The 25,852-nt window shown below is 71.1% G+C and carries 29 protein-coding genes and 1 pseudogene; 13 read left to right on the top strand and 17 right to left on the bottom strand.

The genetic code is table 11. From position 1 onward, the window contains the following. Positions 1-2 precede the first annotated feature (2 nt). The 5 genes from OM076_RS14370 to OM076_RS14350 are packed head-to-tail and all read left to right on the top strand — an operon-like array spanning position 3 to position 3,380. A complete protein-coding gene (locus OM076_RS14370; RefSeq protein ID WP_270040684.1) occupies positions 3-1,055 on the top strand; it encodes a glucose-6-phosphate dehydrogenase assembly protein OpcA in 1,053 nt (350 codons plus the stop codon). Then, on the top strand, positions 1,055-1,741 hold the full coding sequence (gene pgl, locus OM076_RS14365; protein WP_270040683.1) for a 6-phosphogluconolactonase: 687 nt from the start codon (positions 1,055-1,057) through the stop codon (positions 1,739-1,741). The genes OM076_RS14370 and pgl overlap by 1 nt, the downstream gene beginning before the upstream one ends. Then, on the top strand, positions 1,738-2,739 hold the full coding sequence (locus OM076_RS14360) for an ROK family protein (RefSeq protein ID WP_270040682.1): 1,002 nt from the start codon (positions 1,738-1,740) through the stop codon (positions 2,737-2,739). The genes pgl and OM076_RS14360 overlap by 4 nt, the downstream gene beginning before the upstream one ends. Beyond that, a complete protein-coding gene (locus OM076_RS14355) occupies positions 2,736-3,194 on the top strand; it encodes an RpiB/LacA/LacB family sugar-phosphate isomerase (RefSeq protein ID WP_270040680.1) in 459 nt (152 codons plus the stop codon). The genes OM076_RS14360 and OM076_RS14355 overlap by 4 nt, the downstream gene beginning before the upstream one ends. A 15-nt stretch (positions 3,195-3,209) precedes the next feature. After that, positions 3,210-3,380 carry a hypothetical protein gene (locus tag OM076_RS14350; RefSeq protein ID WP_270040679.1) on the top strand — a complete coding sequence of 57 codons (171 nt, stop codon included), beginning with the start codon at positions 3,210-3,212 and terminating at the stop codon, positions 3,378-3,380. On the opposite strand, the gene OM076_RS14345 is transcribed toward OM076_RS14350, so the two are convergent. The 4 genes from OM076_RS14345 to OM076_RS14330 all read right to left on the bottom strand — a co-directional run bounded on the left by OM076_RS14345 (position 3,377) and on the right by OM076_RS14330 (position 8,218). Then, positions 3,377-4,861, bottom strand: coding sequence for a hypothetical protein (locus OM076_RS14345; protein WP_270040678.1), 1,485 nt, complete (start codon positions 4,859-4,861; stop codon positions 3,377-3,379). The two genes, OM076_RS14350 and OM076_RS14345, sit on opposite strands and share 4 nt — an antisense overlap. A 57-nt stretch (positions 4,862-4,918) precedes the next feature. Next, positions 4,919-6,409, bottom strand: a complete 1,491-nt coding sequence (locus OM076_RS14340) for a hypothetical protein (protein ID WP_270040676.1) — start codon at positions 6,407-6,409, stop codon at positions 4,919-4,921. Between the two features lie 64 nt (positions 6,410-6,473). Continuing rightward, the gene (locus tag OM076_RS14335) at positions 6,474-7,154 is read right to left on the bottom strand and encodes a ZIP family metal transporter (RefSeq protein ID WP_270040675.1); all 681 of its coding nucleotides are present in this window, start codon (positions 7,152-7,154) and stop codon (positions 6,474-6,476) included. Further along, complete coding sequence (locus OM076_RS14330) at positions 7,151-8,218, bottom strand: hypothetical protein (RefSeq protein WP_270040674.1); 1,068 nt, start codon at positions 8,216-8,218, stop codon at positions 7,151-7,153. Before OM076_RS14330 ends, OM076_RS14335 begins: the two co-directional genes overlap by 4 nt. A 14-nt stretch (positions 8,219-8,232) precedes the next feature. Here OM076_RS14330 and OM076_RS14325 point away from each other — a divergent pair, with 14 nt between their 5' ends. Next, positions 8,233-8,877, top strand: a complete 645-nt coding sequence (locus OM076_RS14325) for a GNAT family N-acetyltransferase (protein WP_270040673.1) — start codon at positions 8,233-8,235, stop codon at positions 8,875-8,877. Between the two features lie 195 nt (positions 8,878-9,072). Here OM076_RS14325 and OM076_RS14320 read toward each other — a convergent pair. Next, a pseudogene (locus OM076_RS14320) lies at positions 9,073-9,927 on the bottom strand (DMT family transporter); the annotation flags it as partial. Between the two features lie 34 nt (positions 9,928-9,961). On the opposite strand from OM076_RS14320, the gene OM076_RS14315 reads away from it, so the two are divergent. The 3 genes from OM076_RS14315 to OM076_RS14305 all read left to right on the top strand — a co-directional run bounded on the left by OM076_RS14315 (position 9,962) and on the right by OM076_RS14305 (position 12,983). Then, positions 9,962-11,284: an aminotransferase-like domain-containing protein gene (locus tag OM076_RS14315; protein ID WP_270040672.1), complete on the top strand. Its 1,323-nt coding sequence runs from the start codon at positions 9,962-9,964 to the stop codon at positions 11,282-11,284. 177 nt (positions 11,285-11,461) lie between these two features. Further along, the gene (locus OM076_RS14310) at positions 11,462-11,902 is read left to right on the top strand and encodes a hypothetical protein (protein WP_270040671.1); all 441 of its coding nucleotides are present in this window, start codon (positions 11,462-11,464) and stop codon (positions 11,900-11,902) included. A gap of 13 nt (positions 11,903-11,915) precedes the next feature. After that, on the top strand, positions 11,916-12,983 hold the full coding sequence (locus OM076_RS14305; protein ID WP_270040670.1) for a hypothetical protein: 1,068 nt from the start codon (positions 11,916-11,918) through the stop codon (positions 12,981-12,983). Here the strand turns inward: OM076_RS14305 and OM076_RS14300 are convergent. After that, positions 12,980-13,888, bottom strand: a complete 909-nt coding sequence (locus OM076_RS14300) for a MerR family transcriptional regulator (RefSeq protein ID WP_372518039.1) — start codon at positions 13,886-13,888, stop codon at positions 12,980-12,982. The genes OM076_RS14305 and OM076_RS14300 overlap by 4 nt on opposite strands. 27 nt (positions 13,889-13,915) lie before the next feature. Then, complete coding sequence (locus tag OM076_RS14295; protein ID WP_270040668.1) at positions 13,916-14,530, bottom strand: TetR family transcriptional regulator; 615 nt, start codon at positions 14,528-14,530, stop codon at positions 13,916-13,918. Here OM076_RS14295 and OM076_RS14290 point away from each other — a divergent pair. Then, positions 14,529-15,317, top strand: coding sequence for an SDR family NAD(P)-dependent oxidoreductase (locus tag OM076_RS14290; RefSeq protein ID WP_270040667.1), 789 nt, complete (start codon positions 14,529-14,531; stop codon positions 15,315-15,317). The genes OM076_RS14295 and OM076_RS14290 overlap by 2 nt on opposite strands. A gap of 2 nt (positions 15,318-15,319) precedes the next feature. Here OM076_RS14290 and OM076_RS14285 read toward each other — a convergent pair whose 3' ends face one another. Both OM076_RS14285 and OM076_RS14280 read right to left on the bottom strand, forming a co-directional pair. Continuing rightward, the gene (locus OM076_RS14285) at positions 15,320-15,772 is read right to left on the bottom strand and encodes a hypothetical protein (protein WP_270040666.1); all 453 of its coding nucleotides are present in this window, start codon (positions 15,770-15,772) and stop codon (positions 15,320-15,322) included. A gap of 29 nt (positions 15,773-15,801) precedes the next feature. Next, the gene (locus tag OM076_RS14280; protein ID WP_270040664.1) at positions 15,802-16,206 is read right to left on the bottom strand and encodes a MarR family winged helix-turn-helix transcriptional regulator; all 405 of its coding nucleotides are present in this window, start codon (positions 16,204-16,206) and stop codon (positions 15,802-15,804) included. 52 nt (positions 16,207-16,258) lie between these two features. Between OM076_RS14280 and OM076_RS14275 the strand changes: the two genes are divergently transcribed. After that, positions 16,259-16,639, top strand: a complete 381-nt coding sequence (locus OM076_RS14275; protein WP_270040662.1) for an SRPBCC family protein — start codon at positions 16,259-16,261, stop codon at positions 16,637-16,639. Positions 16,640-16,741: 102 nt separating this feature from the next. On the opposite strand, the gene OM076_RS14270 is transcribed toward OM076_RS14275, so the two are convergent. The 7 genes from OM076_RS14270 to OM076_RS14240 form a co-directional block, all read right to left on the bottom strand. After that, on the bottom strand, positions 16,742-17,446 hold the full coding sequence (locus tag OM076_RS14270; RefSeq protein ID WP_270040661.1) for a DUF899 domain-containing protein: 705 nt from the start codon (positions 17,444-17,446) through the stop codon (positions 16,742-16,744). 7 nt (positions 17,447-17,453) lie between these two features. Then, entirely contained in the window at positions 17,454-17,891 is a 438-nt protein-coding gene (locus OM076_RS14265; RefSeq protein ID WP_270040660.1) for an SRPBCC family protein, read from the bottom strand. Next, positions 17,891-18,211 carry an ArsR/SmtB family transcription factor gene (locus OM076_RS14260; protein WP_270040659.1) on the bottom strand — a complete coding sequence of 107 codons (321 nt, stop codon included), beginning with the start codon at positions 18,209-18,211 and terminating at the stop codon, positions 17,891-17,893. The genes OM076_RS14265 and OM076_RS14260 overlap by 1 nt, the downstream gene beginning before the upstream one ends. Positions 18,212-18,243: 32 nt before the next feature. Continuing rightward, positions 18,244-19,809 carry an APC family permease gene (locus OM076_RS14255; protein ID WP_270040658.1) on the bottom strand — a complete coding sequence of 522 codons (1,566 nt, stop codon included), beginning with the start codon at positions 19,807-19,809 and terminating at the stop codon, positions 18,244-18,246. Between the two features lie 53 nt (positions 19,810-19,862). Continuing rightward, on the bottom strand, positions 19,863-20,036 hold the full coding sequence (locus OM076_RS14250; RefSeq protein ID WP_270040657.1) for a hypothetical protein: 174 nt from the start codon (positions 20,034-20,036) through the stop codon (positions 19,863-19,865). Positions 20,037-20,202: 166 nt separating this feature from the next. Next, a complete protein-coding gene (locus tag OM076_RS14245) occupies positions 20,203-20,976 on the bottom strand; it encodes an ABC transporter permease (protein WP_270040656.1) in 774 nt (257 codons plus the stop codon). Further along, a complete protein-coding gene (locus OM076_RS14240) occupies positions 20,973-21,830 on the bottom strand; it encodes an ABC transporter ATP-binding protein (protein ID WP_270040655.1) in 858 nt (285 codons plus the stop codon). Before OM076_RS14240 ends, OM076_RS14245 begins: the two co-directional genes overlap by 4 nt. 33 nt (positions 21,831-21,863) lie before the next feature. On the opposite strand from OM076_RS14240, the gene OM076_RS14235 reads away from it, so the two are divergent. Beyond that, the gene (locus tag OM076_RS14235) at positions 21,864-22,736 is read left to right on the top strand and encodes a Ppx/GppA phosphatase family protein (protein WP_270040654.1); all 873 of its coding nucleotides are present in this window, start codon (positions 21,864-21,866) and stop codon (positions 22,734-22,736) included. Positions 22,737-22,783: 47 nt separating this feature from the next. After that, positions 22,784-24,907 (top strand): polyphosphate kinase 1, encoded by a 2,124-nt coding sequence (gene ppk1, locus OM076_RS14230; protein ID WP_270040653.1) that lies wholly within the window; start codon positions 22,784-22,786, stop codon positions 24,905-24,907. Positions 24,908-24,955: 48 nt separating this feature from the next. Here the strand turns inward: ppk1 and OM076_RS14225 are convergent, their stop codons facing one another. Beyond that, positions 24,956-25,822: a sigma-70 family RNA polymerase sigma factor gene (locus OM076_RS14225; RefSeq protein WP_270040652.1), complete on the bottom strand. Its 867-nt coding sequence runs from the start codon at positions 25,820-25,822 to the stop codon at positions 24,956-24,958. Between the last annotated feature and the right edge of the window lie 30 nt (positions 25,823-25,852).

Here is a 25,852-nt window from a genome sequence, read left to right as displayed (position 1 = left end):
GCATGGCCGACGACGTCTGGCGCGAGGACGACACGACGCCCGGCGCGATCGAGGCGGCGTTGCGCACGATGTTCGCGCAGCGCCACAAGGAGGAGCGCGCCTACGTGCCGGCGCGCGTGATGAACATGGTCGTGATCGTTGATCGCGACTTCCGGGGCGAGATCGAGAACCGGCTCCAGCGCGTCGGGCGCTTCCACCCGTCGCGGTTGATCCTGGTCGCGGTCGAGCCGGGGCGGCGCAAGCTGTCGGCGGTCGCCCGCATCGGCACCGAGGACGCGCCGCAGGCCGGTTCGATCTCGATCGGGCGCGAGCGGATCGAGCTGCTGATCGGCGAGCGCCACCTGCCGAAGCTCGACACGATCGTGGACCCGCTGGTGGTCAGCGACCTCGCGACGATGATCTGGTCGCCGCACGGCAACGATGCCGGAATCGACGCCCTGCGGCGGCTCGCGCAGATCGTCCTGATCGACTCTCAGGATGAACCTGACGTCGAGACTGCGCTCAAGCGGGCCGACGATCTCACCAACGACACCTACGTCGTGGACCTCTCGTGGCTGCGCTCGACGCCGTGGCGTGAGCGGATCGCCGCCGCGTTCGACTCGCCGCGCCGGCGGCCGGACCTGGCCAAGATCTCGGGTGTGACCGTTCGCCATCGCGAGGACTCGCTCGCATCCGGGTTGTTGTTCTGCGGCTGGCTGTCCTCCCGCCTGGGCTGGCAGCCGGGCGCGCTGGCCCATGCCCGCGGGCGCTGGAGCGGCACCGCGCACACCCGCCGGCAGGACATCAAGCTCAGCCTCCAGCCGGTCGAGATGAGCTCGCCGGGCCTTGCGGGGGTGACCATCGAGCTCGCCTCGGGGTCCGCCGTCGCCCTCGATCGGGCGCCCGGAGGGCTGCGCGCGATGCGCCGCGATCGCGACGGCACCGAACGCACCTGGACCGTCATGGGCGCCTCGCGCGGTGAGGGCGGGATCCTCGGCGAAGGGGTTCGCCAAGCGCTCTTGCGCGATCCCACCTATCGTCCCGCGCTGCAATCAGCCGAGGCGATGGTGGTCTAGTGGAGATACGAGTGGAGGAGAACCCGGCGGCCGTGGTCGCCGACATGCTGGTGGAGGCGGCGGAGCGCGGGTCGCACATCGTCCTGACCGGCGGTTCGACGCCGAAGCTGGCGTATGAGCTGGCCGCGGGCAAGGGCGCCAACTGGAGCGGCTCGACGGTCTGGTTCAGCGATGAGCGCTGCGTCCCGCCCGAGAGCGGGCTGTCGAACTTCCGGATGGCGACCGACGCGCTGCTGGGGCGGATCATGCGCGACCAGCGGCCCGCGGTGATGCGCATGCAGGGCGAGCTCGGGCCCGACGCGGGCGCGGCGGCGTACGAGGCCGACGTACGCGAACAGCTCGGCGGCTCGCCCCGCTGGGACCTCGTACTGCTGGGCCTGGGGCCGGACGCGCACTGCGCGTCGCTCTTTCCCGGCAAGCCCGAGGTCGAGGAGCGCCAACGGCTCGTCACGGGCGTCGAGCTCGCGGGCATGGAGCCGCAGGTCCCGCGCATCTCGCTGACGCTGCCGGCCATCAATGGGGCGCGCAAGGTCGTGTTCCTGATCACCGGCAAGGACAAGGCCAAGGCGGTCGCGCGGGCGTTCGGCGACGCGCCCGACCCGGTCTCGCCGGCGGCGCGTGTGCGCCTGTCGGCGGGCGAGCTCGTGATCCTGCTCGACGAGGCCGCTGCGGGAGGCTTGAAGTGAGCGACCAGTTCATCGGCGTCGACGTCGGCGGCACCAAGATCGCCGTCGCCGTGCTCGAGGGCGGCGAGCTCTCCGAGGCGCGGATCGTCACCACCAACCAGGCGTCGCAGGACGAGCTGGTCGAGCAGCTCGCCACGGCGATCGAAGGCTCGGTGACCGAGGAGACCAAGGGCATCGGCATCGGCATGCCGTCGGTGATCGAGTTCGCGACCGGCAAGATCCTCGCCAGCGTCAACATCCCGCTGCACGACATCCCGCTGCGCCAGCTGCTGACCGAGCGCATGGGCGTGCCGGTCTACGTCGAGAACGACGCCGGCTGCGCGGCTCTGGCCGAGGCCTTCGAGGACGGCCAGATGACCGTCTCCTCGCTCGTGATGTTCACGATCGGCACCGGCGTCGGCGGCGGGTGGGTGCTCAATGGGCGCCTCTACCGCGGCGCGACCACGTCGGCTGCCGAGGTGGGGCACACGATCATCGGCCGCGACCTCGAGTACGGCAACAACGTCCCGGGCGACCCGTTCCCGCAGCGCGGGTCCTTGGAGACGCTGGCGAGCGGTCGCGCGCTGGACCGGCTCGCGGACTACGCCGCCGTGCAGTACCGCGACTCCTACATCGGCAAGATGCTCGCGACCAAGGGCTCGATCGACGGCCACGACGTCGTGGCGGGTGCCGAGTCCGGCGACGAACCGTCGCTGTGGTGTCTGCGCGTGCTCGGCGAGCGGCTCGGGATCGGCATCGCGAACGCGATCAACACGTTCGACCCGTTGGAGGTCGTCATCGGCGGCGGCGTCTCGCGCGCGGGCAGGCTGCTGCTCGACCCCGCTCGCGACGCCGCCTTCCGCCACGTCGTGCCGGGCCTGGGGATGAACACCACGATCCGGATCGCCCGCCACGGGCCGCGGGCGGGCGTGCTGGGCGCGGCGCTGATCGCCGCGCAGGAGTACGCCGAAGAGACCGGCCAGAACCTGCAGGGCGCGATTTCCGGAGACGCCACGTGAGGATCGCCTGCGCGTTCGACCACGCCGGGTTCCCGCTGAAGGCGCTCGTGCTCGAGACCGTCGCCGCCGAAGGCCACGAGGTGATCGATCTCGGGACCTGGTCGACCGATCCGGTCGACTACCCGGACACGGCGCGGCTGGCGGCCGAGGCGGTGCGCGGCGAGGCCGACCGCGCGGTGCTCGTCTGCGGCTCAGGCGCGGGCGTGGCGGTCGCCGCGTGCAAGTTCCCGAACATCCGCGCGGTCGTCGCCCACGACACCTACACCGCCCACCAGTCCGTCGAGCATGACGACTGCAACATCCTCTGCCTGGGCGGGCGGGTGATCGGGCCGGCGCTGGCGGGCGACATCATCCGCTCCTACCTGGCGGCGGAGTTCACCGGCGAGGAACGCCACAAGCGGCGGCTGGCGAAGATCGACGGGATCGAACGCGAGTTTCTTCGCGACGACATTTAGGGGAGTAGTTCAGGCATGCGCACGATCGAATGCGACATCTGCGGCGAGCCGGTCACGGGCGCCGACGACGAGGAGCTCGTTGGGCGCCTCAAGGACCACCTGACCGAGGAGCACGACGAGTCTCCGGACGACGATGAGGTCCGGCAGACGATCGACCGCGAGGCCTATGACGCGGGGGACTCCTAGGTCTTAGGGACGCTCAGACGGCTGGTGGCGGTCCGCTTGCCGGCCGCCTTGGCCGTCAAGGTGACCTTCGTCGCGCTGCCGAGGCTCTTGCGGGCGACGTCGAAGCTGACCTTGAAGCGGCACTTGCCGTCGAGCTTGACCCGCTTGGTGGCGACGGTCTTCGTGCCCGCCTTCAGCGCGACGGTGACGGTCCCGCGGCACGAGCGCGCGGGCGCGAAGCGGCCGGAGTAGCTGAACTTCACGCGTGTGGACGGCGTCGCGGTCGGGACCGGCGTCGGGGTCGCCGTCGGCACCGCGGCCGGCTCGGGCGTGGGCGCCGGCTCGCTGGGCTGCGGCGTCGGCGTCGGGTCCGGATCGGTCGGCAACTGGGACGTCACGTCGAGCGCGGGAGCCGAGGCGCTCACGAGCGTGCCGGACACCGTGTCCGTCCCGGTGGCGACCGCGCCGCTCGAGTAGATCCCGGCGGCGAGCACCGACGTGCACGTGAAGATCCGGCTCAAACCGGCCGCGAGCGGCGTGTTCGCGGCGGTCGTGACGATCGGGCTGCAGCCCAGGTCGGTGACCGTGATGCCGGAGATCGGGGTCGCGGGGCCGTCATTGAGGACGGTGTAGGTGTAGGTGACCGAGAGCGGGGCGAAGCCGCTCGTGGGGGTCGCGCTCTTGGTCAGCTTCAGGTGTGCGGTCGGCACCGGCGCGATGGCCTTGACCGTGGTGCTCGGCGCGGTCGCGTCGACCGGTTGGTTGTCGGCAGCGCTGGTCGCGCTCGCGGTGGCGGTGGACGAGTACTCGCCGGCCGCGGTGAAGACGTGCGTGCACGTCATGTCCCAGGTCTCACCGACGTCGATCTCGCCGTCGAGGTCGGCGTCGCCGCCCGCGTAGACCGCCGGCGTGCAAAGTGGATGGTTGACGGACGGGCTCTTCAGCGACGAGGGCGGCGAGCTCAGATTGGTCAGCGTGTAGTGGAACGTGACCGAGAGCGGCGCAGGCCCGGTGGCCGGGGTGGGGGTGACCGTCAGGCTCAGCTTCGGGTCGACGACCGTGATGCCGACCGTCTTCGCCACGTCGGCGGTGTGGTCGACCGGAGCGTCGTGCAGCACTCCCGTGATCGACGCTCGCACGATCGCGTCGGTGACGCCCGAATCAACTTCGGCGATCCACTGCTGCGTGCTGATGTTGGTCAACGGCTTGCCGGCCGGCAGGTCGAGGCCCTGGCTGACGACGGTCGAGGTCCCGGTGGCCGAGCCATCGAGCGCGGGTCGGGTGAACGTGATGGTCGCGTTCGTGATGTCACACGCGCCGGCGCCCACATTGCCGGCGGCGATCGTGTAGCTCACGGTCTGCCCACGGCGGACCTGGGCTCGGTCGCGCGACACGCTCAGGTCCAGGTTGTTCGCGACGCAGCCCGCCGGGCTCTGATGCGCCTCTGCGCCCGCCGGGGCGAGCGCGAGGGCGATGACGGTCGAAATGATCAGACGGCGCACCGGGCAAGCTCACCACACCGGTCGGTGACCCTGGATCCGGTGTGTCGACACGCGGACCTATGTCTTCGGCACCGTCAACCGGCGCGAGGCGGTCTTCTTGCCCGTGGCCTTGGCGGTCACGGTCACCTTGGTCGCCTTCGCCAACCGCGAGCGTGCGACGTCGAAGCTGACCTTGAAGCGGCACCTGCTGTCGAGCTTGACCTTCTTGACCGCCACGCGCTTCTTGCCGGCGGTGAGGGTCAGCGAGACCGTGCCGCGGCAGGCCCGGGCCGGCGAGAAGCGGCCGGTGTAGGCGAACTTCACCCGCGTCGACGGCTTCGTCGCCGGGACGGGCGTCGTGGCGGAGGGCGACGTCGGCGCCGATGTCGGTGCCGGCGTGCCGGTGGGGATCGTCGTGTCCGCACCGGGATTGACGACCGCCGGGGTCGAGGCGCTCACCGTGGTCGTGGCCGAGTTGGAGGAGATCGTGGCGCCGTCGTAGGCGTCCTTGGCGGTCGCGAACGACGAGTAGGTGACGCTCCCTCCGAAGGCGATCTGGGATGAGCACGTCAGGACCAGCTGCTCGCCGAGCGCGAGCGATGCGTCGGGCGCGGCGGCCACCGCGGGGCTGCATCCCAGGTCCACGATCGCGACGTCGGTGACGGGCATCGCGTCCGGGTCGCTGTCGTTGAGCACGGTGTACGTGTACGTGGTCATGAACGGCGCGATGCCGTTGGCGGGACTGGCGGTCTTAGTCAGCGTGATGTGGGGGCGGGGCGGGGCGGAGGCGGTGACCGTCCAGGAGGCGTTCGGGGCGGAGACCGTCCGCCCGTCGACGCTGTCGAGGCCGTTGGCGATGACGGTCGCGCGGACCTCGGCCGGCCGGATGAGCTTGAGCTGGCACGTGTACGTCCAGCCCTCGCCGCTGTCGAGCACGTTGTTCGCGTTGGTGTCTCCGCCGCTGCGGGTCACCGTCGCGCAGCCGCCGTCGACGATCGTCGGGTTGGTGAGCGGGACGGTCGTCGAGCTCGTGTTCTTGAGCAGGTAGCTGACGTTCGACGTCAGCGGGACGATGCCGCTCGTCGGGCTCGGCGTCGCACTGAGCGTCAGCGACGGCTGCGTGACCGGCACGCCGAGTGAGCGCTGCGCGGTGTCGGTCTCGTCCGCCGCGCCGGTGTGCGCGGTGAAGGTCGCGTTCGCGCGAACCGCCAGCGCGGATACGCCCGTGTTGACCGCGACCGTGTACGGCACCGTGCCGATCGCGATGCCGCCGGTGCCCGCGAGGTAGTTGCCGGTCGTCGTGAGCGTCTTGAGCTCCCCGGTCGAGGTGCCCGTCGCACTGGGAAGTCGCAGCGTGATCGTCGCGGCCGTGATGTTGCACGCGCCCGCGCTGTTGTTCGACGCGGACACGAAGAAGTTGATCGCCTCACCCGGGCGTACGGCTGTCCTGTCAGCCGTGACGTTGAGTTGGAGGTCGCTGTTGACGCAACCGGGCGGGTCTACATGGGCGGCGGCAGGGGCCGCGGCGATCGCGAAGAACGCGATCGCGAGCAACAGGGAACGACTCACACGCCTTCTCTATCCCGTGAAAGCGCGCTCCTGCTTTCGGACTGTCGTCGCGCAGACCGAAAGCTCAGCTCAAAGCGCTCAATCCGGCGGCCACGGCGAAGCCGAGGGCGGTAATCAGACCGGCCGTGTCGCCGCCCTTGCGGCGGGCCTCCGGGATCATCGAGTCGATCAGCATCACCAGCAGCGCGCCCGCGGCGAAGCCGTCGATGCCGGCCTGGAGCTTGTGGGACGCGCCGTCGGCGATCGCGTAGCCGACGACCGTCGAGAGCGTGCAGACCGCCGCGACCGCGACCCACAGCCCGATGATCCTGGCGTGCGACGCCTTCATGCTCGTGGCGGAGCCGATCGCCTCCGGCAGGTTGGAGACGAAGATCGCCGCGAGCAGCCCGACGCCGACGCCCTCGCCCGCCGCGATGCCGATCCCGAGCACGGCCTGCTCCGGGATCCCGTCCAGGAACGCGCCGAGGGCGAGCGCCGAGCCTCCGTCCTCGTCGTCGGGTAGGAGGCGGTCGGCGGCGAAGTAGGTGAGCGCGCCGATGGCGAGCCCGACGGCGACGGCCGTGCCCCCTCCGACCTTGGCGCCCTCCGCGGAGAGATCGAAGCTCACCGCGCTGATCAGCGCGCCCGCGCCGAACGCCAGAACCAGGCCGATGAGTTTGTTCGACCACTGACGCGCGAGCCCGAGCGCGGCGCCGATCACGAGCGAGGAAGCCGCGAATGCTCCCCAGCCCAGGGCCTCTCTCATCGACCCACGTGCACGCCGTCGATCGACCAGATGTCGCCGGTGGCGGCTTTCAGGTCCGCGAAGTAGTCGATCAGCGCCTGCTCATAGGTGAGCGTGCCGGAGAGCAGCTCTGTGGCCGATTCGACGATCCGGTCGAGGTCGGCGGCGATGCGCGCGTCAGACATGCTCGGGGTGCGCCCGTCGACGATCATCGCCGGGCTGAACTGGCTGAAGCAGGGAAAGCGTTCGACGTCGGGGATGACCGAGCGGAACGGGACGTGGTTGAAGTAATACTCGAACCAGCGGCCGCCGGAGATCGTCAGCCACGGGGTGCCGGTGGCGAGCGCGGCGAGGCCGAACCCCGTGTGCGGCGAGAGGAACAGCTCGCTCGCCTTCACGATCGCGAGCTGCTGCTTGAGCGGGAGGTCGTAGGCGTCGAGCGGCTTGGAGGGATGGTCGAGCAGCGCGCGGCGGTCGAGCGCGCTCGACGTTCTTGCGTCCCTGGTCGTGCGACCGATCAGCGCGGGGCGGACGCCGGGGTGCGCGGCGTGCAGAGCGTCGAGGATCGACCGCCAGGCGGTGAGGCTCGGGTACAGGGCCGGCTCACTCGATCCGGCCAGCATCACGGCGATCGTGCGCTGCTCGAGGTCGGCGGGCTCGAGTGCGAAGCGGAGCGGTTGATGCGGGAGGTAGGGGTAACGCCCGAACCCGGCGATGCTGCGACCCTCGCGCGCGATCAGGTGGGCGTCGCTGGCGGCGTAGTAGTCGCGCATTCCGGCGAAGGTGTCGGTCTGGAAGGCCTGGTGACGGCGCGGGTCGTCGAGGACCCAATCCCATTCGCGGGGGAGGACGCTGAGGTCTGAGTGGGTAGCGGGTTCGAGGAACGGGTGGTCGATCGCGTAGGCGTGCTCGACGAACGGGCACAGGTCGGCGAGCTCGACCGCCGTCGCGGCGTTCAGCGCGACGCTGATGTTGCGCGTCGGGTCGGCGGCGTGGTGGCCGTGGGCGTAGTGCAGCGCCTCGACCGCGTGCCCCACCGGCTGCGCGTAGAAGAAGTTGACGAGGATCATGGGGAGACGCGACAACTAGCATCCTCGCCGTGACGTCCGCCTCGCTCGCCTCGGCACCGCCGCCGTACGAGTCCGACCCGCTGGTCGTCCGCGGCCCGCGGCTCTCGCTGCGCTATGCGGTGCCGGGTGACGCCGCGCAGCTCTTCGAGCTCGCCGCCGACCCCGCCGTGACCCGCTTCTTCTCATGGGGGCCGTACACGAGCATCGAGCAGCCTTCGGCGTACATCGGCTCGCTGCCGGCGCGGCGCGTGGCGGGTGATCTGCTCGACTTCCTGATCGTCGACCCTGTGGCCGGGCCGGTCGGGGTGACCGGCTTGAGCGAGGTCGCGCGGCGTGACCGGCGGGCGACCGTCGGCTCCTGGCTCGGACAGCGCTGGTGGGGGGCGGGGGTGAACTTCGAGGCCAAGGCGATGATCACCGCGCTGGCGTTCGAGCGCCTCGGCTATGACCGCCTCACCGCGTGGGCGAACACGCGCAACGGACGCTCGCAGCGGGCGCTAGAGCGGATCGGCTTCCGGCGCGAGGGGGTGCTGCGCGCGTGGCACCGGCACGGCGACGCGGTGCACGACGTCGTCATCTTCGGCATGCTCCGGACGGGCTGGGAGCACAGCGCCTTGCGTGAGGTCGACGTCACCGTCACCGGCACGCCGCCGCCCGCGTTCGTTGTCGGCTGAACCGCCCCCCGCCGCGCCGTCGCGCACCCCCGCGCGATCGCCGCGCGTACCCCCGCCCTCACTGCGCGCCGCCGCGCCGTCGTGCGCACCCGCGCCGTCAGCGCGCGCCGCTGTGCCGTCGTGCGCACCCGCAGCCCCACCGCGCGCCGCCGCGCTCTCGCTCGCGCGGGTCCGTTGCGTCGCCAGCACGCAGGCGAGCACCGCGAGCGCCGCGACGATCATCGCGGCCGTGACCTGCTCGCCGAGGATCAGCGCCGCCCACAGCAGCGTCAGCACCGGCTGCGCGAGCTGGATCTGGCCGATCTTCGCCACGCCGCCGAGTGCGAGCCCGCGGTACCAGGCGAAGAAGCCGAGGAACATCGAGATCACCGACACGTAGGCGAACCCGAGCCACGCGTTCATCCCCGCGTGGACGCCGTGGCTCGCCGCTACGGTCACCGGGATCGCGATGAACGGCGCGCTCAGGACGAGCGCCCAGCAGATCACCTGCCAGCCGCCGTACGTTCGGCTGAGCGCGCCGCCTTCGGCGTACCCGAGCGCGGCGAACGCGACCGCGGCCAGCACGAGCAGATCGGCGCCTTCGATCCCGCTCACGCCCTGGGTCGCGGCGAAGGCGAGCACGGCAATCAGTCCGGCGGCCGCCGCTCCCCAGAAGCGGGCCGGCGGGCGCTCGCCGGCGCGGGCCACGGCGGCGATCGCGGTCGCCGCGGGCAGCAGGCCGACGATCACGCTCGAGTGCGCCGAGGAGAGGTGGTGCAGCGCGAGCGAGGTGAAGATCGGGAAGCCGATGACGACGCCGATCCCGACGAGCGCGAACCGCTTGAGGTCCTTGCGGGCGGGGAACGGCTCGCGGCGGACCGTGAGCAGGATCGCGGCGAGCACGGCGGCGACGAGCGCACGGCCGAGGCCGACGAACGTCGGATCGAGGTCCTCGACGGCCAGCCGGGTGGCGGGGAGCGAGAACGAGAACGCGAGCACGCCCACGAAGCCCCACGCCACGGCGGCTTGCGTTACCGGTCGGGCGGCAGTAGCGTTACTCGCAGAACTCATGATTCAAAGTAACACAGCACTGATCGTCACTGCCTTGGAGGCGGAGGTCGCGGCCGGCTCACCGGGGGACCGCCTGTCGTCCGTGCGTGAACTGATGGCGCGCCATCAGGCGGGGCCGGCGACGGTGCAGCGGGCGATCGCGGCGCTCGTCGCGCGCGGCGTGGTCGAGGCGCGACCCGGGCGGGGGACGTTCGTCGCCCCGCGCGTCGCGCCCGCGGCGGCCGACACCTCATGGCAGACGGTTGCGCTGGGCGCGCGGGCGATCGACGCGGACGCGCTCGAGACGCTGCTCCGCCCGCCGGCGGAAGATGCGTTCGTGCTCTCGTCCGGCTACCTGCCCGCGGACCTGCAGCCGACGGCGGCGCTGGGGGCCGCGCTCGCGCGGGCGGCCCGGCGGCCGGGGGCGTGGGACCGCGTGCCGCCCGAGGGCATCGCGCCGCTGCGGGCGTACTTCGCCGCGGAGGTGGGCGCGGCGCCGGGCGAGGTGCTCATCTGCCCGGGCGGTCAGGCGGGACTCGCGGCGTGCCTGCGGGGCCTCGCGGCGCCGGGCGCGCCGGTGGTCGTCGAGGCGCCGACCTACCTCGGCGCGCTGGCGGCGGCCCGCGCGCAGGGGCTCGTTCCGGTCCCCGTGCCGGCCGACGAGCGCGGCATCCGCCCGGATCTGCTGGCCGACGCGCTCGAACGCTCAGGCGCACGCCTCGTCTACCTGCAGCCGGTCTTCGCCAACCCGCACGGGGCGACACTGGATAACGCGCGCCGCGCCGCGGTGCTCGAGGTCGTGCGCGCCGCCGGAGCCTTCCTGATCGAGGACGACGCGTTCCGCGAGCTCGCGATCGCCACCGCCCCGCCGCCGCTGTTCGGCGAGGACCCCGACGGCCACGTCGTGCACGTGCGCTCCTTGACGAAGCCCGCGGCGCCGGGCCTGCGGATCAGCGCGGTGATCGCCCGCGGGCCGGCGCTCGCCCGCCTGCGTGCCGCCCGCATCGTCGAAGATCTCTACGTCCCGGGCCCGATGCAGGAGGCCGCCCTCGAGCTCGTCGGCACACCCGCCTGGCGCGCCCACCTACGACGCCTGCGCCGCGTCCTGCGCGAGCGCCGCGACGCCCTCGCCACCGCCTGGGGCCAGCCCGTCCGGCTCCCACAAGGCGGCATGAACCTCTGGGTCGCCCTCGAGCCGGGCATCGACGACCGCGACGTCGCCCAGCGCGCCGCGGCGGCAGGCGTGATCGTCTCCCCCGGCCGCCCCTTCTTCGCAGGCGAGCCCCCAGGCCCCTTCCTCCGCCTCACCTACGCCTCCGAGCCGCCAGACCGCCTGGCGACCGCGGTCGAACGCCTCCGCCCGCTCCTTAAACCCTAGATAAGGGGTCAGACCCCTTAGGTTGGCTTTAGGTCGCGTTTGGCCGTGCGACGTCGTTTCCCGGCCGCAACGCAACCTAAAGGTGAGATAAGGGGCCTGGCCCCTTAGGTGGGGTTGAGGATCGGAGACGGATGTTTGAGCCGCGATGAAGGAGGCTCGCGCCATCATGAGGGGGAGATGCGCCGGCGCAAGGAAGAGCCGAAGAAGCCGCCGGCGGCGGAGATCGTTCCCACCCGCCCGCCGCGCGACGAGACGGAGCCTGATGACCGGGCGTGGTCGTCGCGGCGCAACTTGCCCGAGCGGGCGGCGCGGGCGGATCTCGTGCCGTACATGGCCCTGCCCGCCGAGACCGGGCCGACGTTCGCTCCGGATCAGCTCAGCATCTGGCCGGTGGAGGGCGGGCGGTTCGGGATCGACGCGCGCTATCAGGGTGAGAGCGGCGGCGCGCGAGCGGCGCAGCAGAAGGCCCGGCTCGAGCGCGTGAACGTGTACGCGACGGTGCGCGAGGAGGACGACGGCGGGGCGACGCTGCGGCTCGGGCCGCTGGCGCATCAGGCCGCGTGGGTGGCGATCGAGGCGTTCCTCGGCCGGCCGCTCGACGCGGGCGACGCCGTCTGAGAAGGTTTCGCGCGTGGAAGAGCGCGCGGGCCTGCAGCCGGCCGATCCGCTGGTCGCCACGCCGGCCTCGCCGGCGTCGATGCCGCTCGGCCCGCAGACCGTCTCGCTGAGGAATCTGGGTCGCGCCGGCGGCATGCGCGGCGGCGGCGCGGCGCTCTCGCGCGCGAAGGTCGTCCGCGGCATGCAGATCGGCCACGGCAACGCCGCCGTCGCCCGTGCGGCCGCCGCGCTCGCCCGCGAAGGCGACGACCGGGCGCGCAAGATCGCCGGCTTCAACGCCGCCAAGGCCAAGGGCAACTGGGGTGACGCGGCGGAGTGGCTCAACGGCCTCAACGACGAGGACATCCAGCGCCAGCTCGCGCAGGTCAACAAGAACCAGCTGCGCCAGCTCGACGCGGGCGCGATGCGCCAGATCCCGAGCTTCGCCGGCCGCGTCCACGACCCGATCCTGGCCAAGCTCGGCAAGGCGCCCGGCTCGGTCTTCGGCAAGCTCAACGTCCTCGCCGGGTCGCCGCAGAGCGGCAACCCCTACGCGCTCGAGATGCAGTTCAACTTCGCGCCCGACGCCGACATCGTCCGCGCCACCGCGATCGCGTACGTGCAGACTGTCCGGCTCGTCCACACCGGCACCAACGACGACGCGGACTGGCAGAAGGAGAGCAAGGCACGCCAGACCGACGATCACACCGCCGTCGACCGCTCCACCGGGGGCCAGAGCGGATACGCCGGCTACCAGACCGACGCGCAGCCCGGCCCGAACGCGACCGAGTGGAACCCGTCGGCGCCCGACGGCTTCGCGACCTACACGGACCGCCCGAGCGCCTCGGTGCCGAGCACGGACTGGTCGTTCGAGACCGCCGTGGTCGGCAAGGGCGGCGCCGACGAGGGCGTGATCTACAGCAGTTGCGCGTGGGGCTTCATGGTGGACGAGAACTTCGTCCTGACGCCGAAGGCGCCGAAGATCAGCGACAAGCCGTCGGGCACCTTCGGCGCCGCCGTCGACAAGTGGAACCAGCAGGCCGCCGGCCCGGTCGACCAGCGCAACGCGCCCAACCAGGAAAAGCTCCCGCAGGTCCGCTAAGCGCGCAATGCGGCGACGAACCACTCCCACGCGGGAACGGTGGTCGGCACGGGCGGCCAGCCGTTGATGATCGCCAGCAGCTGCCAGTAACGCTCTGCGCGCGCGTCGGTAGCGGCGGCGACGCGGTCGGCGAGCTGTGCGCGGTCGACGTCCTCGCCGAACGCGGGGAGGATCTCGGCGACGATCGCCGCGGCCTCGGCGCTGTCCGGCGCCAGCCCGCCTGCCAGCGCCGCGCCCGCCTTCTCGGCGACGAGCGTCGCGGCGGCCCGGACGTCACCGCCCAGCTCCTCAGCCGCCTCCCGCGCCGCCGAGTGCTGCTCGGACATGCGCCGGATCGAGGCGCGGAAGCTCTCGTCCTGCACGAGCTCGGCGAGCTCGATCCACGCGTCGACCTGCTCCGGCGAAGGGTCGTCGGGGAGCTCGGGCGCGGCCGAGCGCAGCCGCGCCTCGAACGAGGGCTCGATGTCGAGCCCCGCGAACGTCTGATCGATGAAGTCGGCGACGATCCGCTTGCGCTCGGCGTCGGACAGTTGGGCGAGGCGGTGCATCTTCTCCAGCTCCTGTTGGTCGCTGCCACGGTGGGCGACCGCCTGCAGCACGGCCTTCTGGACGCGCAGGACGCGGATCTGCGCGTCCAGCGCCGCCGCGTGGGCGGCGGCGACGTCCTTCAGACTGACTTCGCGCTCGAGCACCCGCCGGATCGTCGCGAGGTCGAGCCCGAGGTCGCGCAGCGTGCGCACGAGCCCGAGCCGCGCCGGCGCGTCCGGACCGTAGAGCCGGTAGCCCGCTTCGGTGCGGTCGGCCGGCGGCACGACGCCGCAGTCGGAGTAGAAGCGGATCGTCCGCACCGGCAATCCGGTGCGCGAAGCAAGCTCTCCGATGCTCAGCAGGGCGGTCACACCCACATCGTGAAGTCTCCACCCACTGGAGAGTCAAGCGAACGCGCGGTCGAGGGCGTCGAGGGCGCCTCCGACGACAGTGCGGAGGCGGCGCTGGATCGTGCGCGGGGCGCGGTGTTCGAGCAGGGCGGTGGCGAAGGTCGCGTTGCGCAGGTTCACGATGCCGACGAACATCGCCGCCCAGGCCTCGGACCCGCTCGCCGCGGACAACGGCTCGACCCACGACTGGGTGATGACGAGCCGGCGGGCGGTGAGGGCGGGGGAGGCGTGCTCGGTCGCGGACCAGATGCGCATGCCTTCGTAGAGGTCTCCTGAGAAGTCGCGCCACGTGCACGCGGTGGAGCCGAGCATCGGACCGCCGAGCAGCAGTGGCCGGACGGAGCCGGGCGCGGCGGCGACCAGGGCGTCGCGGACGGCGTCCTCGGCGTCGAAGAAGAGGTCCTCCTTGGCCGGGAAGTAGTTGAAGACCGTCTTCTTCGACACGTCCGCCGCCGCCGCGATGTCGGCGACCGTGACCGCCTCGAAGCCCCGCGCCTCGAACAGCCTCGTCGCGACGTCGGAGATCGCAGCCCGCGTGGCCGCCTTCTTGCGCTCCCGCAATCCGTACATCGAGAGGAAGTTTATACTCAGGGTAAGATTGATCGCCATGAAGGTCTGGCTGATCACTGGAACGAGCTCCGGGCTGGGCGCCGCGCTGGCGCGAGCCGTCGAGGACCACGGCGACGCGGTCGTGGCGACCACGCGCGACGGTGAAGGGGTCCGGCTCGACGTCACCGATCCGTCGTCGGTCGCCGGCGCGGTCGCCGCGGCGATGGAGACCCACGGGCGCATCGACGTGCTCGTCAACAACGCCGGCTACGGACAGCTCGGCGCGCTCGAGGAACTCAAAGACGCCGAGCTCCGCGAGGCCTTCGAGACGAACCTCTTCGGCGCGCTCACCCTCACCCGCGCGGTCCTGCCGATCATGCGCGCCCAACACGCCGGCCACATCGTGCAGATGTCGTCCGTGGTCGGCGTGACGTCAGGGCCCGGGGGTTCCGCCTACGCCGGCCCGAAGGCGGCGCTCGAGGCGGTCTCCGAGGCACTCGCGGCCGAGGTCGCCCAGTTCGGCATCAAGGTCACGATCGTCGAGCCCGGCCCATTTCGCACCGACTTCAGCGGCCGCTCGCTGCGCTTCGCCGCAGTGCCGAACGAGGCCTACGCGCCGCTGCTCGCTCCTGCCACCGCGGCGTTCAAGGCCTCACACGGCACGCAGCCCAACGACCCCTACCGCGGCGCGCAGGCGATCATCGCCGCGGTAGAGGCCGAGCACCCGCCGCTCCGGCTCCCCCTTGGTTCCGAGGCGTTCGGGTGGTTGCGCGCGTACCTGACGGGAAGGCTTGACGCGCTGGCGGCGGCCGAAGTGCTCGGCCGCGATACCGCGTACCTGGACTAGGCCTAGGCGGCGGGGTGAAGTTCGACGAGGCGCTCGTCGAGCTGCAGGGCGGAGCGTCGCAGCGCGTCCGCGGAGGAGCGCAGCTCGACCGGGCCGCCCGACGTCGCGAATTCCTGCACGGCGAAGGCGACCGAGAACATCGAGCTCTGGAGACCGGCGATGGCGATCCCGGCCTGGGCGAGCTGCTCCTCATCGGCGCCACACGCCCCGAGTTCCGTGACGAGCCACCCGATCTCGCCCGCGGCCACACCGGCGCCGACGGCGATCCGGCAGACCTGCTCGACGACGACGGTCAGCTTGCCCAACGCATCCGCCTGGGCGGCCTCCATGGCGGAATCAAGCGCGAGCTTGGTGGTCCGCTCGGTGAGGGCGACGATCGATGCGAGCAGATCGTCTGGGCGGGTTGGGTCCGGGCTGAAGCGCTGCACGACCTCCGTATCGGTCCGGGAGGTCAAGCGAATGTCGGGGGATCGTCAAGAAACGGTCAAGAAGCCAGCCGGGGGAGCACCGCCAGCAGCGTCGCCCGCTCCTCGGCCGCCAAGCCGCCCAGCAGTTCCTCCTCCATCGCGCGGATGTCGGCGACCGCGGCGCCGTGGCGCCGCTCACCCTCCGCCGTGATGCGCACGAGCCGCGCGCGGCGGTCGTTCGGGTCCGGCTCGCGCGTGATCAGCCCGTCGGCCTCCAGGGCGTCCAGGACCGCGATCAGCCGCGTCTTGTCGTGCCCGATCGCGGCCGCCAGCGCGAGCTGGGTCTCCGCGGGGCCGCGCGCGAGGTGGTTGAGCGCGACATAGCCCCACATCGTCAGCCCGTGGGCGTCCAGCAGCGGCCGCTCGGCCGCGATCAGCCGGCGGGTGACGCGGGCGAACATCGCTCCCAGGTCCTCACGCACGGGCTAGATCGTACGCCTTGACAGATCGTAGGCAGCAGTAGATCATCAACACATGCGTACGAATCGATCAGAAACGCGCTCGATCTCGATCCAGGCCACGCCGGACACGGTGCTCGACCTCGTCGGCGACGCCCAGGCGCTGCCGCGCTGGGCGCCGAACTTCGCGACCAGCGTGCGCGCCGAGGACGGTCACTGGGTCGTCGACGACGAGCTCCACATCGACCTGCGCGTCGACCGCGCGCTGGGCACGGTCGACATCCTGCGCGTGCACCGCCTGCCGGCCGGCGCCTACAGCCGCGTCGTCCCCAACGGCGACGGCAGCGAGTACCTGTTCACGCTGTTCTTCCCCGACGGCACCGAGGAAGCCGCGGTCACGCGTCAGATGGCGATCGTCGAGGAGGAGCTGCGGACGATCCGCGCACTCTGTGAATGAGCGACGCGACCCACGCGCGTGTGGCGGCGACGAGGCCGGCGCCGCTGACGAGGGCGAACGGCAGCAGCTCCTCGACGGGGACGCCGGCGACGTGCGCGAGGATCATGCGATCGCGCCCTCGTACTGGTCGTGGCGGCGGATCCAGAACCCGTCGGCCTCGTTGCGGCCGAGCGGCGCGCGGTCGAGCCACTGGAACATGCCCCACGTGGCGTCCAGGCCGCGCGCGTAGGCGGAGTACGTGTGGTAGACGACGCCGTCGCGCAGGACGAACATGCTCGCGCCGGGAAGCTCGCCCGGACCGTTCGCGCGCTGCTCGTCGGTCAGCGCGCGGAAGTTGTACTCCTGCAGCGGCCGCTCGGCGGTCGAGGAGACCTTGAAGTCGAAGTTGAAGTCCGACTCCAGCGAGGACGCCCACGGGAACGACCAGCCCATGCGCGAACGATACGCCAGCAGCTTCTCCAGCGGGGCGCGCGAGACGGCGACCCACGTCACGTCGTGGTGCTCGAGGTGGACGCGCGGGATGTCGATGTGATCGCCGAGCGAGGAGCAGCTCGGGCAGCCCTCCTCCCAGTCCGGACCGAACATGAAGTGGTAGACGATCAGCTGCGAGCGGCCGTCGAAGAGCTCGGCGAGCGTCTTCGGGCCGTCCTCGGTGGCGAACGTGTACTCGGTCTCGACGGGCACCCACGGCAGCGCGAGCCGCTCCTGGGCGAGTGCGTCGGAGGCGCGGGTGAGCTCCTTCTCGCGCTCCAGCAGCGAGCGTCGAGCAGCCTCCCACTCCGAGCGGGTTCCGATGGCCTGCGTCATGACGGGTCTACTCCTTGTCGTCGAACAGCGCTTGCAACTTGGCGAGCGTCTGGCTCCAGCCGGTGTCGACCGACTGGCCGTCGAGCGGCGGCTCGAGCGTGATCCGCTCGTGCTCGAGCCGCAACTGCGTCCCGCCGCCTTCGGCGTCGCGGAACGTGAGGGTGAGAAGGGTGTCCAGGCCGTCGTGGTGGAACCGCCACGTGAGGACGATCCGCTCGTCCGGGACGAGCTCCTCGATCACCGATTCGAACGTGTGGCGGTCACCGCCTGAGTCGAGCATCTCGATGTAGTGCGCGCCGCCGATGCGCTCATCGACCGTCGCGACGACGACCGAGAAGTTGTCCGGCCCCATCCAGCGGGCCAGGACCTCCGGGTCCAGCCAGGCGCGGTAGACCTTCGAGCGCGGGGCCGCGATCACGCGGTCCAGGGCGACGGCGAACTCCATCAAGCGTCCTCCTCGGTCAGCAGCTGCTCCAGGCGGTCGAGGCGGGTGGTCCAGAACTGCTCGATGAACGCCACCCACTCGCGCACGTCGGCCAGCGGCTCGGGGCGCAGACGGCAGACCGTGGTCCGCCCGTCGACGCGCCGCTCCACCAGACCCGCGCCCTCGAGCACCTTGAGGTGCTTGGAGACCGCGGCGAGCGAGATCTCGAACGGCGACGCGAGGTCGCCGACCGTCCGCTCGCCCTCGGCGAGCGCGCCGAGCATGTGCCGGCGCGGCTCGCTGGAGAGCGCGTGGAAGACGGCGTCCAGACTCTCAACCATGCGGTTGACAGTAGCGCGCGTTCAGCGCACTGTCAACTGACTGGTTGAATGTTCGGCGGGAGCACCGGCGGCGCGGCCGGCGCCAGCTGCCGCCGGGTGTTGCGGCCGGCGATGTAGAAGCCGATCCCGATCAGCAGCGTGATCGCGAACGGGATGAAGACCACGAGCTCGAAGGTGCCGCGGCTGAAGCCCTCGGGCAGCGCGTCGTCATTGAGCAGGCCGCCGTCGCCGAGCCCGGGGAAGAAGCCGACCAGCGACGCGAACAGCGCCCAGAACGTCGTCAGGCAGCCGCAGATCCACACGCCCGCCATCCCGAACGGCACCTTGTACGGCCGGTAGACATGCCCGTGCGAGTACCGCAGCTTGATCAGCGCCGGGAAGATCGCCAGATAGGACACGGTGGTGAACAGCAGCACCACGTTGAGCACCGCGTTGAAGTACTTCTCGGCGTCGCCGCCGGAGAGCTGGAAGGCGAGGATCATCACGATCGTCGAGACGGTGCCCGAGAGGAAGTTCACGACGATCGGCGTGCCGTACTTCTTGGAGAACGTCCCCAGGACGCGCGGGCCGCCGCCGTCGTACCCCGCGACCGCCTGCGAGCGATCCGAGCCCATCAGCCACGTCGTCCCGCTGGAGAGCAGCACCAGGATGAACGCCGCCGCGGTGATCTTGCCCAGCACCTCGCCGAAGCCGGTCAACGTCGCCGTGCCGTCGGAGGCCACCGAACCGCCGTAGACGGTGAAGACCGTCTTCATCGCGTCGATGAAGCCGCCCAGGCCGGTGATCTGCGCCGCCGGCAGCACCATGATGATCGCGAGGATCGGCACGCCATACAGGACGACCGACGTGACCGCGGCGCGGATCACGGTGAAGGGGACGTCCTTCTGCGGGTCCTTCATCTCGTCGCCGGCGGCACTCGGCAACTCGAAGCCGACGAAGTTGAAGAACAGCAGCGGCACGAGGCCGATGAACAGCGTGTAGGAGGGCGAGAACTCCGACAGCGCGGGGGAGTGCAGCCCGTGGTTGATCGCGTACAGGATCACGCTGAAGGTGAAGAACGACAGCAGCGCGATGCGCGCCCAGGCGCCGAGCGTCGGGATCCACTTGCCGACGCCGAAGGACAGGATCGCCGCCCACACGCCGAACCAGATGAACGCGAGCGAGAACAGGTACTGGCCGACGTTCCCCAGGTCACCGAAGAACGTGTTGAACGTGGTGACCGCCGTGATGCACAGCAGGCCGCCCATCCAGACCGGGTTCGACAGCCAGTACAGGACCGAGTTGATCGAGGCCACGAAGCGCCCCCAGGCGAGCTTCGTCCACACGTAGCAGCCGCCCTCGTCGGTGAACGCCGCGCCCAGTTCAGCCGTCAGCAGGGCGTACGGGACGAAGAACAGCACCGCGAGCACGATCAGCCAGGTGAAGCCCTCGGGCCCGTTGCTCGCGACCGCGCCGAGCGTGTCCACACCTACGAGCGTGCAGATGAGGAAAAACAGCATGTCGAAGCGCCCGAAGTGCTTCTTGAGCTTTGACTTCTCGTCGAGCGCAGCCTGCGTTTCGACGATCACTGCCTCTGCTGCGTGCGGTTCCAGCGACATGAACCCATCCCACCTGAATCGAGTGAGGGATGGATGGGACCGGCGGTCCAGTCCTAGCCCTCTCCATCCTCCCGGCGTGGTGCACCCGCGACGAGCGCGGTCATCAACCCCAGGGCCCCGCCGATCACCAGCGGCGCCCAGCGACCTGGGACGCCCGCGAGATGGGCGACGAGGACGATCGCGGCGGCGACCGCGACCACGACGAACAGCTGAACCCATCCGGGCAAGGACGCGACGTCCCGCGCGGCACTAAGCGACCGACCGATGCGTGCCCGACCGTGTACGCCAGCTGCCATCCCTCTCCTGACAGTCGATCTCAACCGGGGCCCGGACAAGGGCTCCGGCGGTTAGATGCCTGACCTTACAGCTCGCGGCGGACCGCGTGCAAACTGGTCAGCCCTCGCGGCGGGCTTCCCAGGAAAATCCGCGGAATGCGAGTACGGCCCCGACCGCCGCCCACCACCCCAGGACGAGCAGTGCGACCCAGTGCGACCCAACGCCCTCATTGTGGACGATTGCGCCGGAAAGCCCGTCAACGAGGTGCGTCAGCGGCAGCACCTGGGCGACGTCGTGGATGATGTTCGGCGCGTCGGAGGCGTCGTAGAACACGCCGGCGATCAGGATCTGGGGGAGGAAGACCGCGTTGACGTAGGCGGGTGCGGACTCCGGGTTCGGGATCGCGTGTGAGAGCGCGACGCCGAGCAGCGCGAAGCAGATCACGCCCGCGCAGACGAAGACCGCGAGCGCGAACCAGTCGCCCGGCCACGAGACGCCGAGCAGCACGTGGCCGACGACGAGCACGATCGCGACCTGCAGGAACGCGTTGGCGATCGCGTTGCCCGCGAGTCCGGCGAGGTAGGCGCTGGTCGGCAGCGGCGTGCCGCGCAGGCGCTTGAGAATCCCGCGCTCGCGGAGCGTCGTCAGGTTGTAGGCGAGCGAGGTGAACGTCGCCGACATCACGCTCATGCCCGCGATGCCGGGGACGATGACGTTCAGATCCGCGTCGCGGCCGGCGAACACGGCGCCGAAGATCGCCAGCAGGCCGAGCGGGAGCACGACGCCGAAGAACGCCGCGCTCGGATTGCGCCAGAACATCCGGCGCTCGAGCCGGTACTGGCGCCACGCGACGCCCCACCACGGCACCGGACGCACCGCGGCCGCGCTCACGCGTACGACTCCGTGGTCAGCTCGAGGTAGACGTCCTCGAGGCTCGGGCGGGTCACGCTCAGCTCCTCCAGCCGTTCCCCGCGCGCGAGCGCGTCAGCCGTGAGCTCCGCCAGCAGCGCCGTCGGGTCCTCGGTGAAGCGCTCCTCGCCGGTGCCGTCCGCGGCGCGCCACGCGACGCGGTAGCGCGAGGCCCCCAGCGCGTCCGGCGGCCCCTCGGCCAGGATCCGCCCGCCCTGGAGGATCGCGACGCGGTCTGCCAGCGTCTGCGCCTCGTCCAGGTAGTGGGTCGTCAGCACGACGGTCTTGCCGAGGTCGCGCAGGGCGCGGATGACCTCCCAGGCGGCGCGCCTGGCCCCGGGATCGAAGCCCGTGGTCGGCTCGTCGAGGAAGATCAGCTCAGGGTCGCCGACGAGCGCGAGCGCGAAGTCCAGCCGCCGCGCCTGCCCGCCGCTCAGAGTCCGCGCGCGGCGAGGAGCGCACTCGTCCAGCCCCGCGAGCGCGAGCACCTCGCCGACCTGACGCGGGGCGGGATACAGCGAGGCGAAGTGCTCGACCGTCTCGGCGACGGTCAGGTGCGGGTAGGTGCCGCAGCTCTGGAGGACGATGCCGACCCGTGAGCGCAATTGCGCCGAGCGGTTCCCCGGGTCGTAACCGAGGACGGTGACGCTCCCGCTATCGCGCACGCGGTACCCCTCGAGCACCTCGACGGTGGTCGTCTTACCGGCCCCGTTGGGGCCCAGCAGGCCGAAAACCTCGCCTCGCGCGACGGTGAAGTCGATCCCGCGAACAGCCTGGTGAGCGCCATAGGCCTTCGTAAGCCCGTGGACCTCGATCGCGGGAACACCGCTCGTCATTGCTCCCATCATGGCAACATCGCTGCAGCGCGAATGCTCTGCGGCTGCATCGACATCGGGACGAACACCACCCGCGTGCTGGTCGCCGAGCCACGCCCGCAGGGCCTGCGCGAGATCCTCCAGCGCCGCTCCTTCACCCGCCTGGGCCGTGGCCTGGTGCCGGGCGGGACGATCCCCGCGGCGCGGATCGCCGAGACCGCGAAGGTGGTCGCCGAGCAGCACGCTTTGGCTCAGCAGGCGGGCGCGAGCTGCATCCGGGCGGTCGCCACGGCCGTGATCCGGCGGGCGGCGAACCGGGACGAGTTCTGTGACGCGATCCGGGCGCACGGGGGCGTGGAGGTGTGCGTCCTCGACGGGCAGGAGGAGGCCCGGCTGGCGTTCCTGGGCGCGACGCGGACGATCGGACGGGAGCTCGAAGGCCGGGTCGCGGTGGTCGACGTGGGTGGCGGTTCGACCGAGATCGCGGTCGGCACGGTGGCCGCCGGCGTCGAGTGGTCGGCCTCCTTCGAGATCGGCAGTGGTTTCCTTGCTGACGCCTATCTGGACGGCGATCCGCCCGGCGCGGACGAGTTGCGGGCGGTGCGCAGGCACGCCGAGCGGGTGCTGGGCGCACTCGACGCCGGGCCGGTCGACGTCGCGATCGCGGTCGGCGGCAGCGCGGCCTCGCTGCGGCGCCTCGTGGGCGGGCAGCTTGACCCGGCGAGCCTCGAACGGGCGCTCGCCGTGCTGACCAGTGGGCGCGCCGCCGAGGTGGCCGGCCGCTTCGATCTCGACGCCCAGCGGGTGCGGCTGATGCCCGCCGGGCTGCTCGCGCTCGACGCCGCCGCCCAGGCGCTCGGCCGGCCGCTGGAGATCGGCTGCGGTGGCCTTCGTGAGGGTGTCCTCATCGATCTGGCAGGCATGTAACAACTCGTTCACGAACGTGGCTTCGGTCCTGCAATGATGCAAACGCCGTGAGTGAAACAACGAGCGCGACCGAGACCGTCGCCGCGCCGGATCTTCAGGATCCGTCGCTCTACTACAACCGCGAGCTGAGCTGGATGCAGTTCAACGAGCGGGTGCTCGAGCTCGCGGAGGACGCCTCCGTCCCGCTGCTCGAGCGCGTGAAGTTCTGCGCGATCTACTCGTCCAACCTCGACGAGTTCTTCATGGTCAGGGTCGCCGGCCTGCATGACCAGATCGAGGCCGGCATCGAGAAGCCGCTCCAGGACGGCAGGACGCCGAGCGAGACGATCGAGGAGATCCGGCGCATGGTCCGCGAGCATGCGGCGCGCCAGTCGCATTGCCTCGACCACGACCTGCGCCCGGCGCTCGCCGAGCACGGGATCCGGATCGTGCGCTACGCGGAGGTCAACCGGACCGACCGCAAGAGCCTCGACGAGCGCTTCCGGCGCCAGATCTTCCCGGTGCTGACGCCGCTGGCCGTCGGCCTGGGGCGCCCGTTCCCGTACATCTCGAACCTCTCGCTGTCGCTCGGCGTGATCGTTCGCGATCCGGTCACCGACGTGCGGACCTTCGCGCGCGTGAAGGTGCCGAAGGAGATGCTGCCGCGCTTCGTGCCGGTGGGCGACGGCAAGACGTTCGTGCCGCTCGAGGACGTCATCGCCGAGAACCTGGACTCGCTGTTCCCGGGGATGGAGATCCTCGACCGCCACGTCTTCCGCGTCACCCGCGACGCCGACTTCAGCGTGTCCGACGACGCCGACGACCTCCTGCAGGCCGTCGAGGAGGAGTTGCGCGCGCGGCGCTTCGGCGAGGCCGTGCGGGTCGAGGTGGGCGATGGGATGAGCGAGGCGATGCTCGACCAGATCTCGCGCGCGCTCGAGGTCGGCGAGGCCGACGTCTTCCAGGTCAGCGGCCTGCTGGACCTCAACGACCTCTTTGACATCGTCAAGATCTCCGGCCACGCGGAGCTGCGTGACACGCCGTATCAGCCGGTCACCCAGCCGCGCCTGCAGCCCGACGAGGACGAGCAGCCGGACGTGCTGGCCGCGATGCGCAAGCGCGACATCCTGCTGCACCATCCGTACGACTCGTTCGTGAGCTCGGTCGAGCGCTTCGTCGAGCAGGCGGTCAACGATCCCGACGTGCTCGCGATCAAGCAGACCGTGTACCGCACGAGCGACGACTCGCCGCTCGTCCCCGCGCTGATCCGCGCCGCCGAGCGCGGCAAGCAGGCGGTGTGCCTGGTGGAGGTCAAGGCGCGCTTCGACGAGCGCGCGAACATCCAGTGGGGGCGCGCGCTGGAGGAAGCGGGCGTGCACGTCGTCTACGGCCTGCCGTCGCTGAAGACGCACGCCAAGTGCATCCTCGTGGTGCGCCGCGAGGGTGACGGCATCCGGCACTACCTGCACGTCGGCACCGGCAACTACAACGCCAAGACCGCCCGCCTGTACACGGATTTCGGCCTGCTGACGTGCGATGACGAGCTCGGCGCCGACGTCGCCGACATGTTCAACTTCCTCACCGGCTTCGCCCGGCCGGGCGGCTACCGGCGCGTCCTCGTCGCCCCCGCGCACCTGCGCAACGGCGTGATCGAGGAGATCGAGCGCACGATCGCCGTCCACAAGGACGGCAAGCCGGCGAAGATCCGCATGAAGATGAACTCGCTGGTCGATCGCGAGTGCATCCAGGCGCTCTACCGCGCCTCGCAGGCGGGGGTGAAGGTCGAGATCAACACGCGCGGCATCTGCTGCCTGAAGCCCGGCGTGCCCGGCGTGTCGGAGAACATCCGCGTCGTCTCGATCGTCGGCCGCTTCCTCGAGCACTCGCGGATCTACGCCTTCGAGCGCGAGGGCGACCCGACCATCTACATCGGTTCGGCCGACCTGATGCCCCGCAACCTCGACACGCGCGTGGAGCTGCTCACGCCGATCCGCGACGAGTCGCTGCGCGGGGACCTCGTCGACACGCTGGACCGCTGCTTCGCGGACAACGTGAACGCATGGGAGCTCGACAACAAGGGCAACTACACGCGCCGCACGTCCAACAACGGCGAGCCCCGCTCGGTCCAGCGCGAGCTGATGACCGCCCACGCGGCCGCCGCCGCCGAGGCCAGCGCGGCCAAGAAGAGCTGAGCGCCCGGGGGACGCGCGCCGATCGGCGGCGCGCGTCTTCCCTGACGTCTAGGCGGCGTCGCGCAGGGCGCCGGTGGCCGGCGAGGCGCGCAGGTGGCGCAGCGCGCGGTCCTCGGCGCAGCGCACCCGCCGGGGGGTGATGCCGAGCACGCGCGCGGCCTGGCCGGGGGTGTGGGGCGCTTCGGCGCCGAGGCCGAAGCGCAGCTCCAGCACGCGGCGTTCGAGCCCGCCGAGGCCGGCCAGGACGTGCCCGAGGTCCGCGTGCATGCGCGACACGGCGGCGGATTCCTCGGGGGTGGGACCTTCGTCGGCGAGCAGGTGACCGAGCTCGGCGTCACCCGCGTCGCCCACCGGAGCCTCGAGCGAGACGGGGGCCATCGCGATCCGGCGGACATCGGCGACGTCTTGCTCTGACCACTCGAGGGCGTCGGCGAGCTCGGTCGCGGTGGGGGTGGCGCCCAGCGCCATCGCCAGGCGGCGCTCGACCGCCTGCAGCTTGCGTACGCGATCCCCGACGTGCACGGGAAGGCGCACGGCGCGGCCCTTCTCGGACATCGCGCGGCCGATGGCCTGGCGGATCCAGAGGGTGGCGTACGTGGAGAAGCGGAAGCCGCGGCGGTGGTCGAACTTCTCGACCGCGCGCACGAGGCCGATCGTGCCTTCCTGGATCAGATCCAGGAGGGTCATCCCGGAATCCTCACGCTGGAAGCGCTTGGCGAGGTGCACGACGAGGCGGAGGTTCGCTTCGATCATGCGGTCCTTGGCGTCAAGGTCTCCGCGTTCGATGCGGCGAGCGAGCTCGAGCTCCTCGGCGGGGGTCAGGAGCCGCGTGCGGGCGATGCGCTGGAGGAAGATTCCGAGGCCGTCGCCGAGCTCGCGTCCGTCCTGCTGAATCGGCGGCGAAGCGGTGGGCATGCACGGCAGCATCGACCACGTTGCTCAAGG

The organism is Solirubrobacter ginsenosidimutans (genome assembly GCF_027587205.1).
The sequence above is the reverse complement of the archived record's forward strand: the minus strand, read 5'-3'. Positions and strand labels throughout refer to the sequence as shown.

Coding starts and splice junctions, on each gene's coding strand:
- OM076_RS14370 (WP_270040684.1), top strand. CDS start 3: ATGGCCGACGACGTCTGGCGCGAGGACGACACGACGCCCGGCGCGATC.
- OM076_RS14350 (WP_270040679.1), top strand. CDS start 3,210: ATGCGCACGATCGAATGCGACATCTGCGGCGAGCCGGTCACGGGCGCC.
- OM076_RS14335 (WP_270040675.1), bottom strand. CDS start 7,154: ATGAGAGAGGCCCTGGGCTGGGGAGCATTCGCGGCTTCCTCGCTCGTG.
- OM076_RS14310 (WP_270040671.1), top strand. CDS start 11,462: ATGCGCCGGCGCAAGGAAGAGCCGAAGAAGCCGCCGGCGGCGGAGATC.
- OM076_RS14290 (WP_270040667.1), top strand. CDS start 14,529: ATGAAGGTCTGGCTGATCACTGGAACGAGCTCCGGGCTGGGCGCCGCG.
- OM076_RS14295 (WP_270040668.1), bottom strand. CDS start 14,530: ATGGCGATCAATCTTACCCTGAGTATAAACTTCCTCTCGATGTACGGA.
- OM076_RS14275 (WP_270040662.1), top strand. CDS start 16,259: ATGCGTACGAATCGATCAGAAACGCGCTCGATCTCGATCCAGGCCACG.
- OM076_RS14270 (WP_270040661.1), bottom strand. CDS start 17,446: ATGACGCAGGCCATCGGAACCCGCTCGGAGTGGGAGGCTGCTCGACGC.
- OM076_RS14265 (WP_270040660.1), bottom strand. CDS start 17,891: ATGGAGTTCGCCGTCGCCCTGGACCGCGTGATCGCGGCCCCGCGCTCG.
- OM076_RS14260 (WP_270040659.1), bottom strand. CDS start 18,211: ATGGTTGAGAGTCTGGACGCCGTCTTCCACGCGCTCTCCAGCGAGCCG.
- OM076_RS14255 (WP_270040658.1), bottom strand. CDS start 19,809: ATGTCGCTGGAACCGCACGCAGCAGAGGCAGTGATCGTCGAAACGCAG.
- OM076_RS14240 (WP_270040655.1), bottom strand. CDS start 21,830: ATGACGAGCGGTGTTCCCGCGATCGAGGTCCACGGGCTTACGAAGGCC.
- OM076_RS14235 (WP_270040654.1), top strand. CDS start 21,864: ATGCTCTGCGGCTGCATCGACATCGGGACGAACACCACCCGCGTGCTG.
- OM076_RS14225 (WP_270040652.1), bottom strand. CDS start 25,822: ATGCCCACCGCTTCGCCGCCGATTCAGCAGGACGGACGCGAGCTCGGC.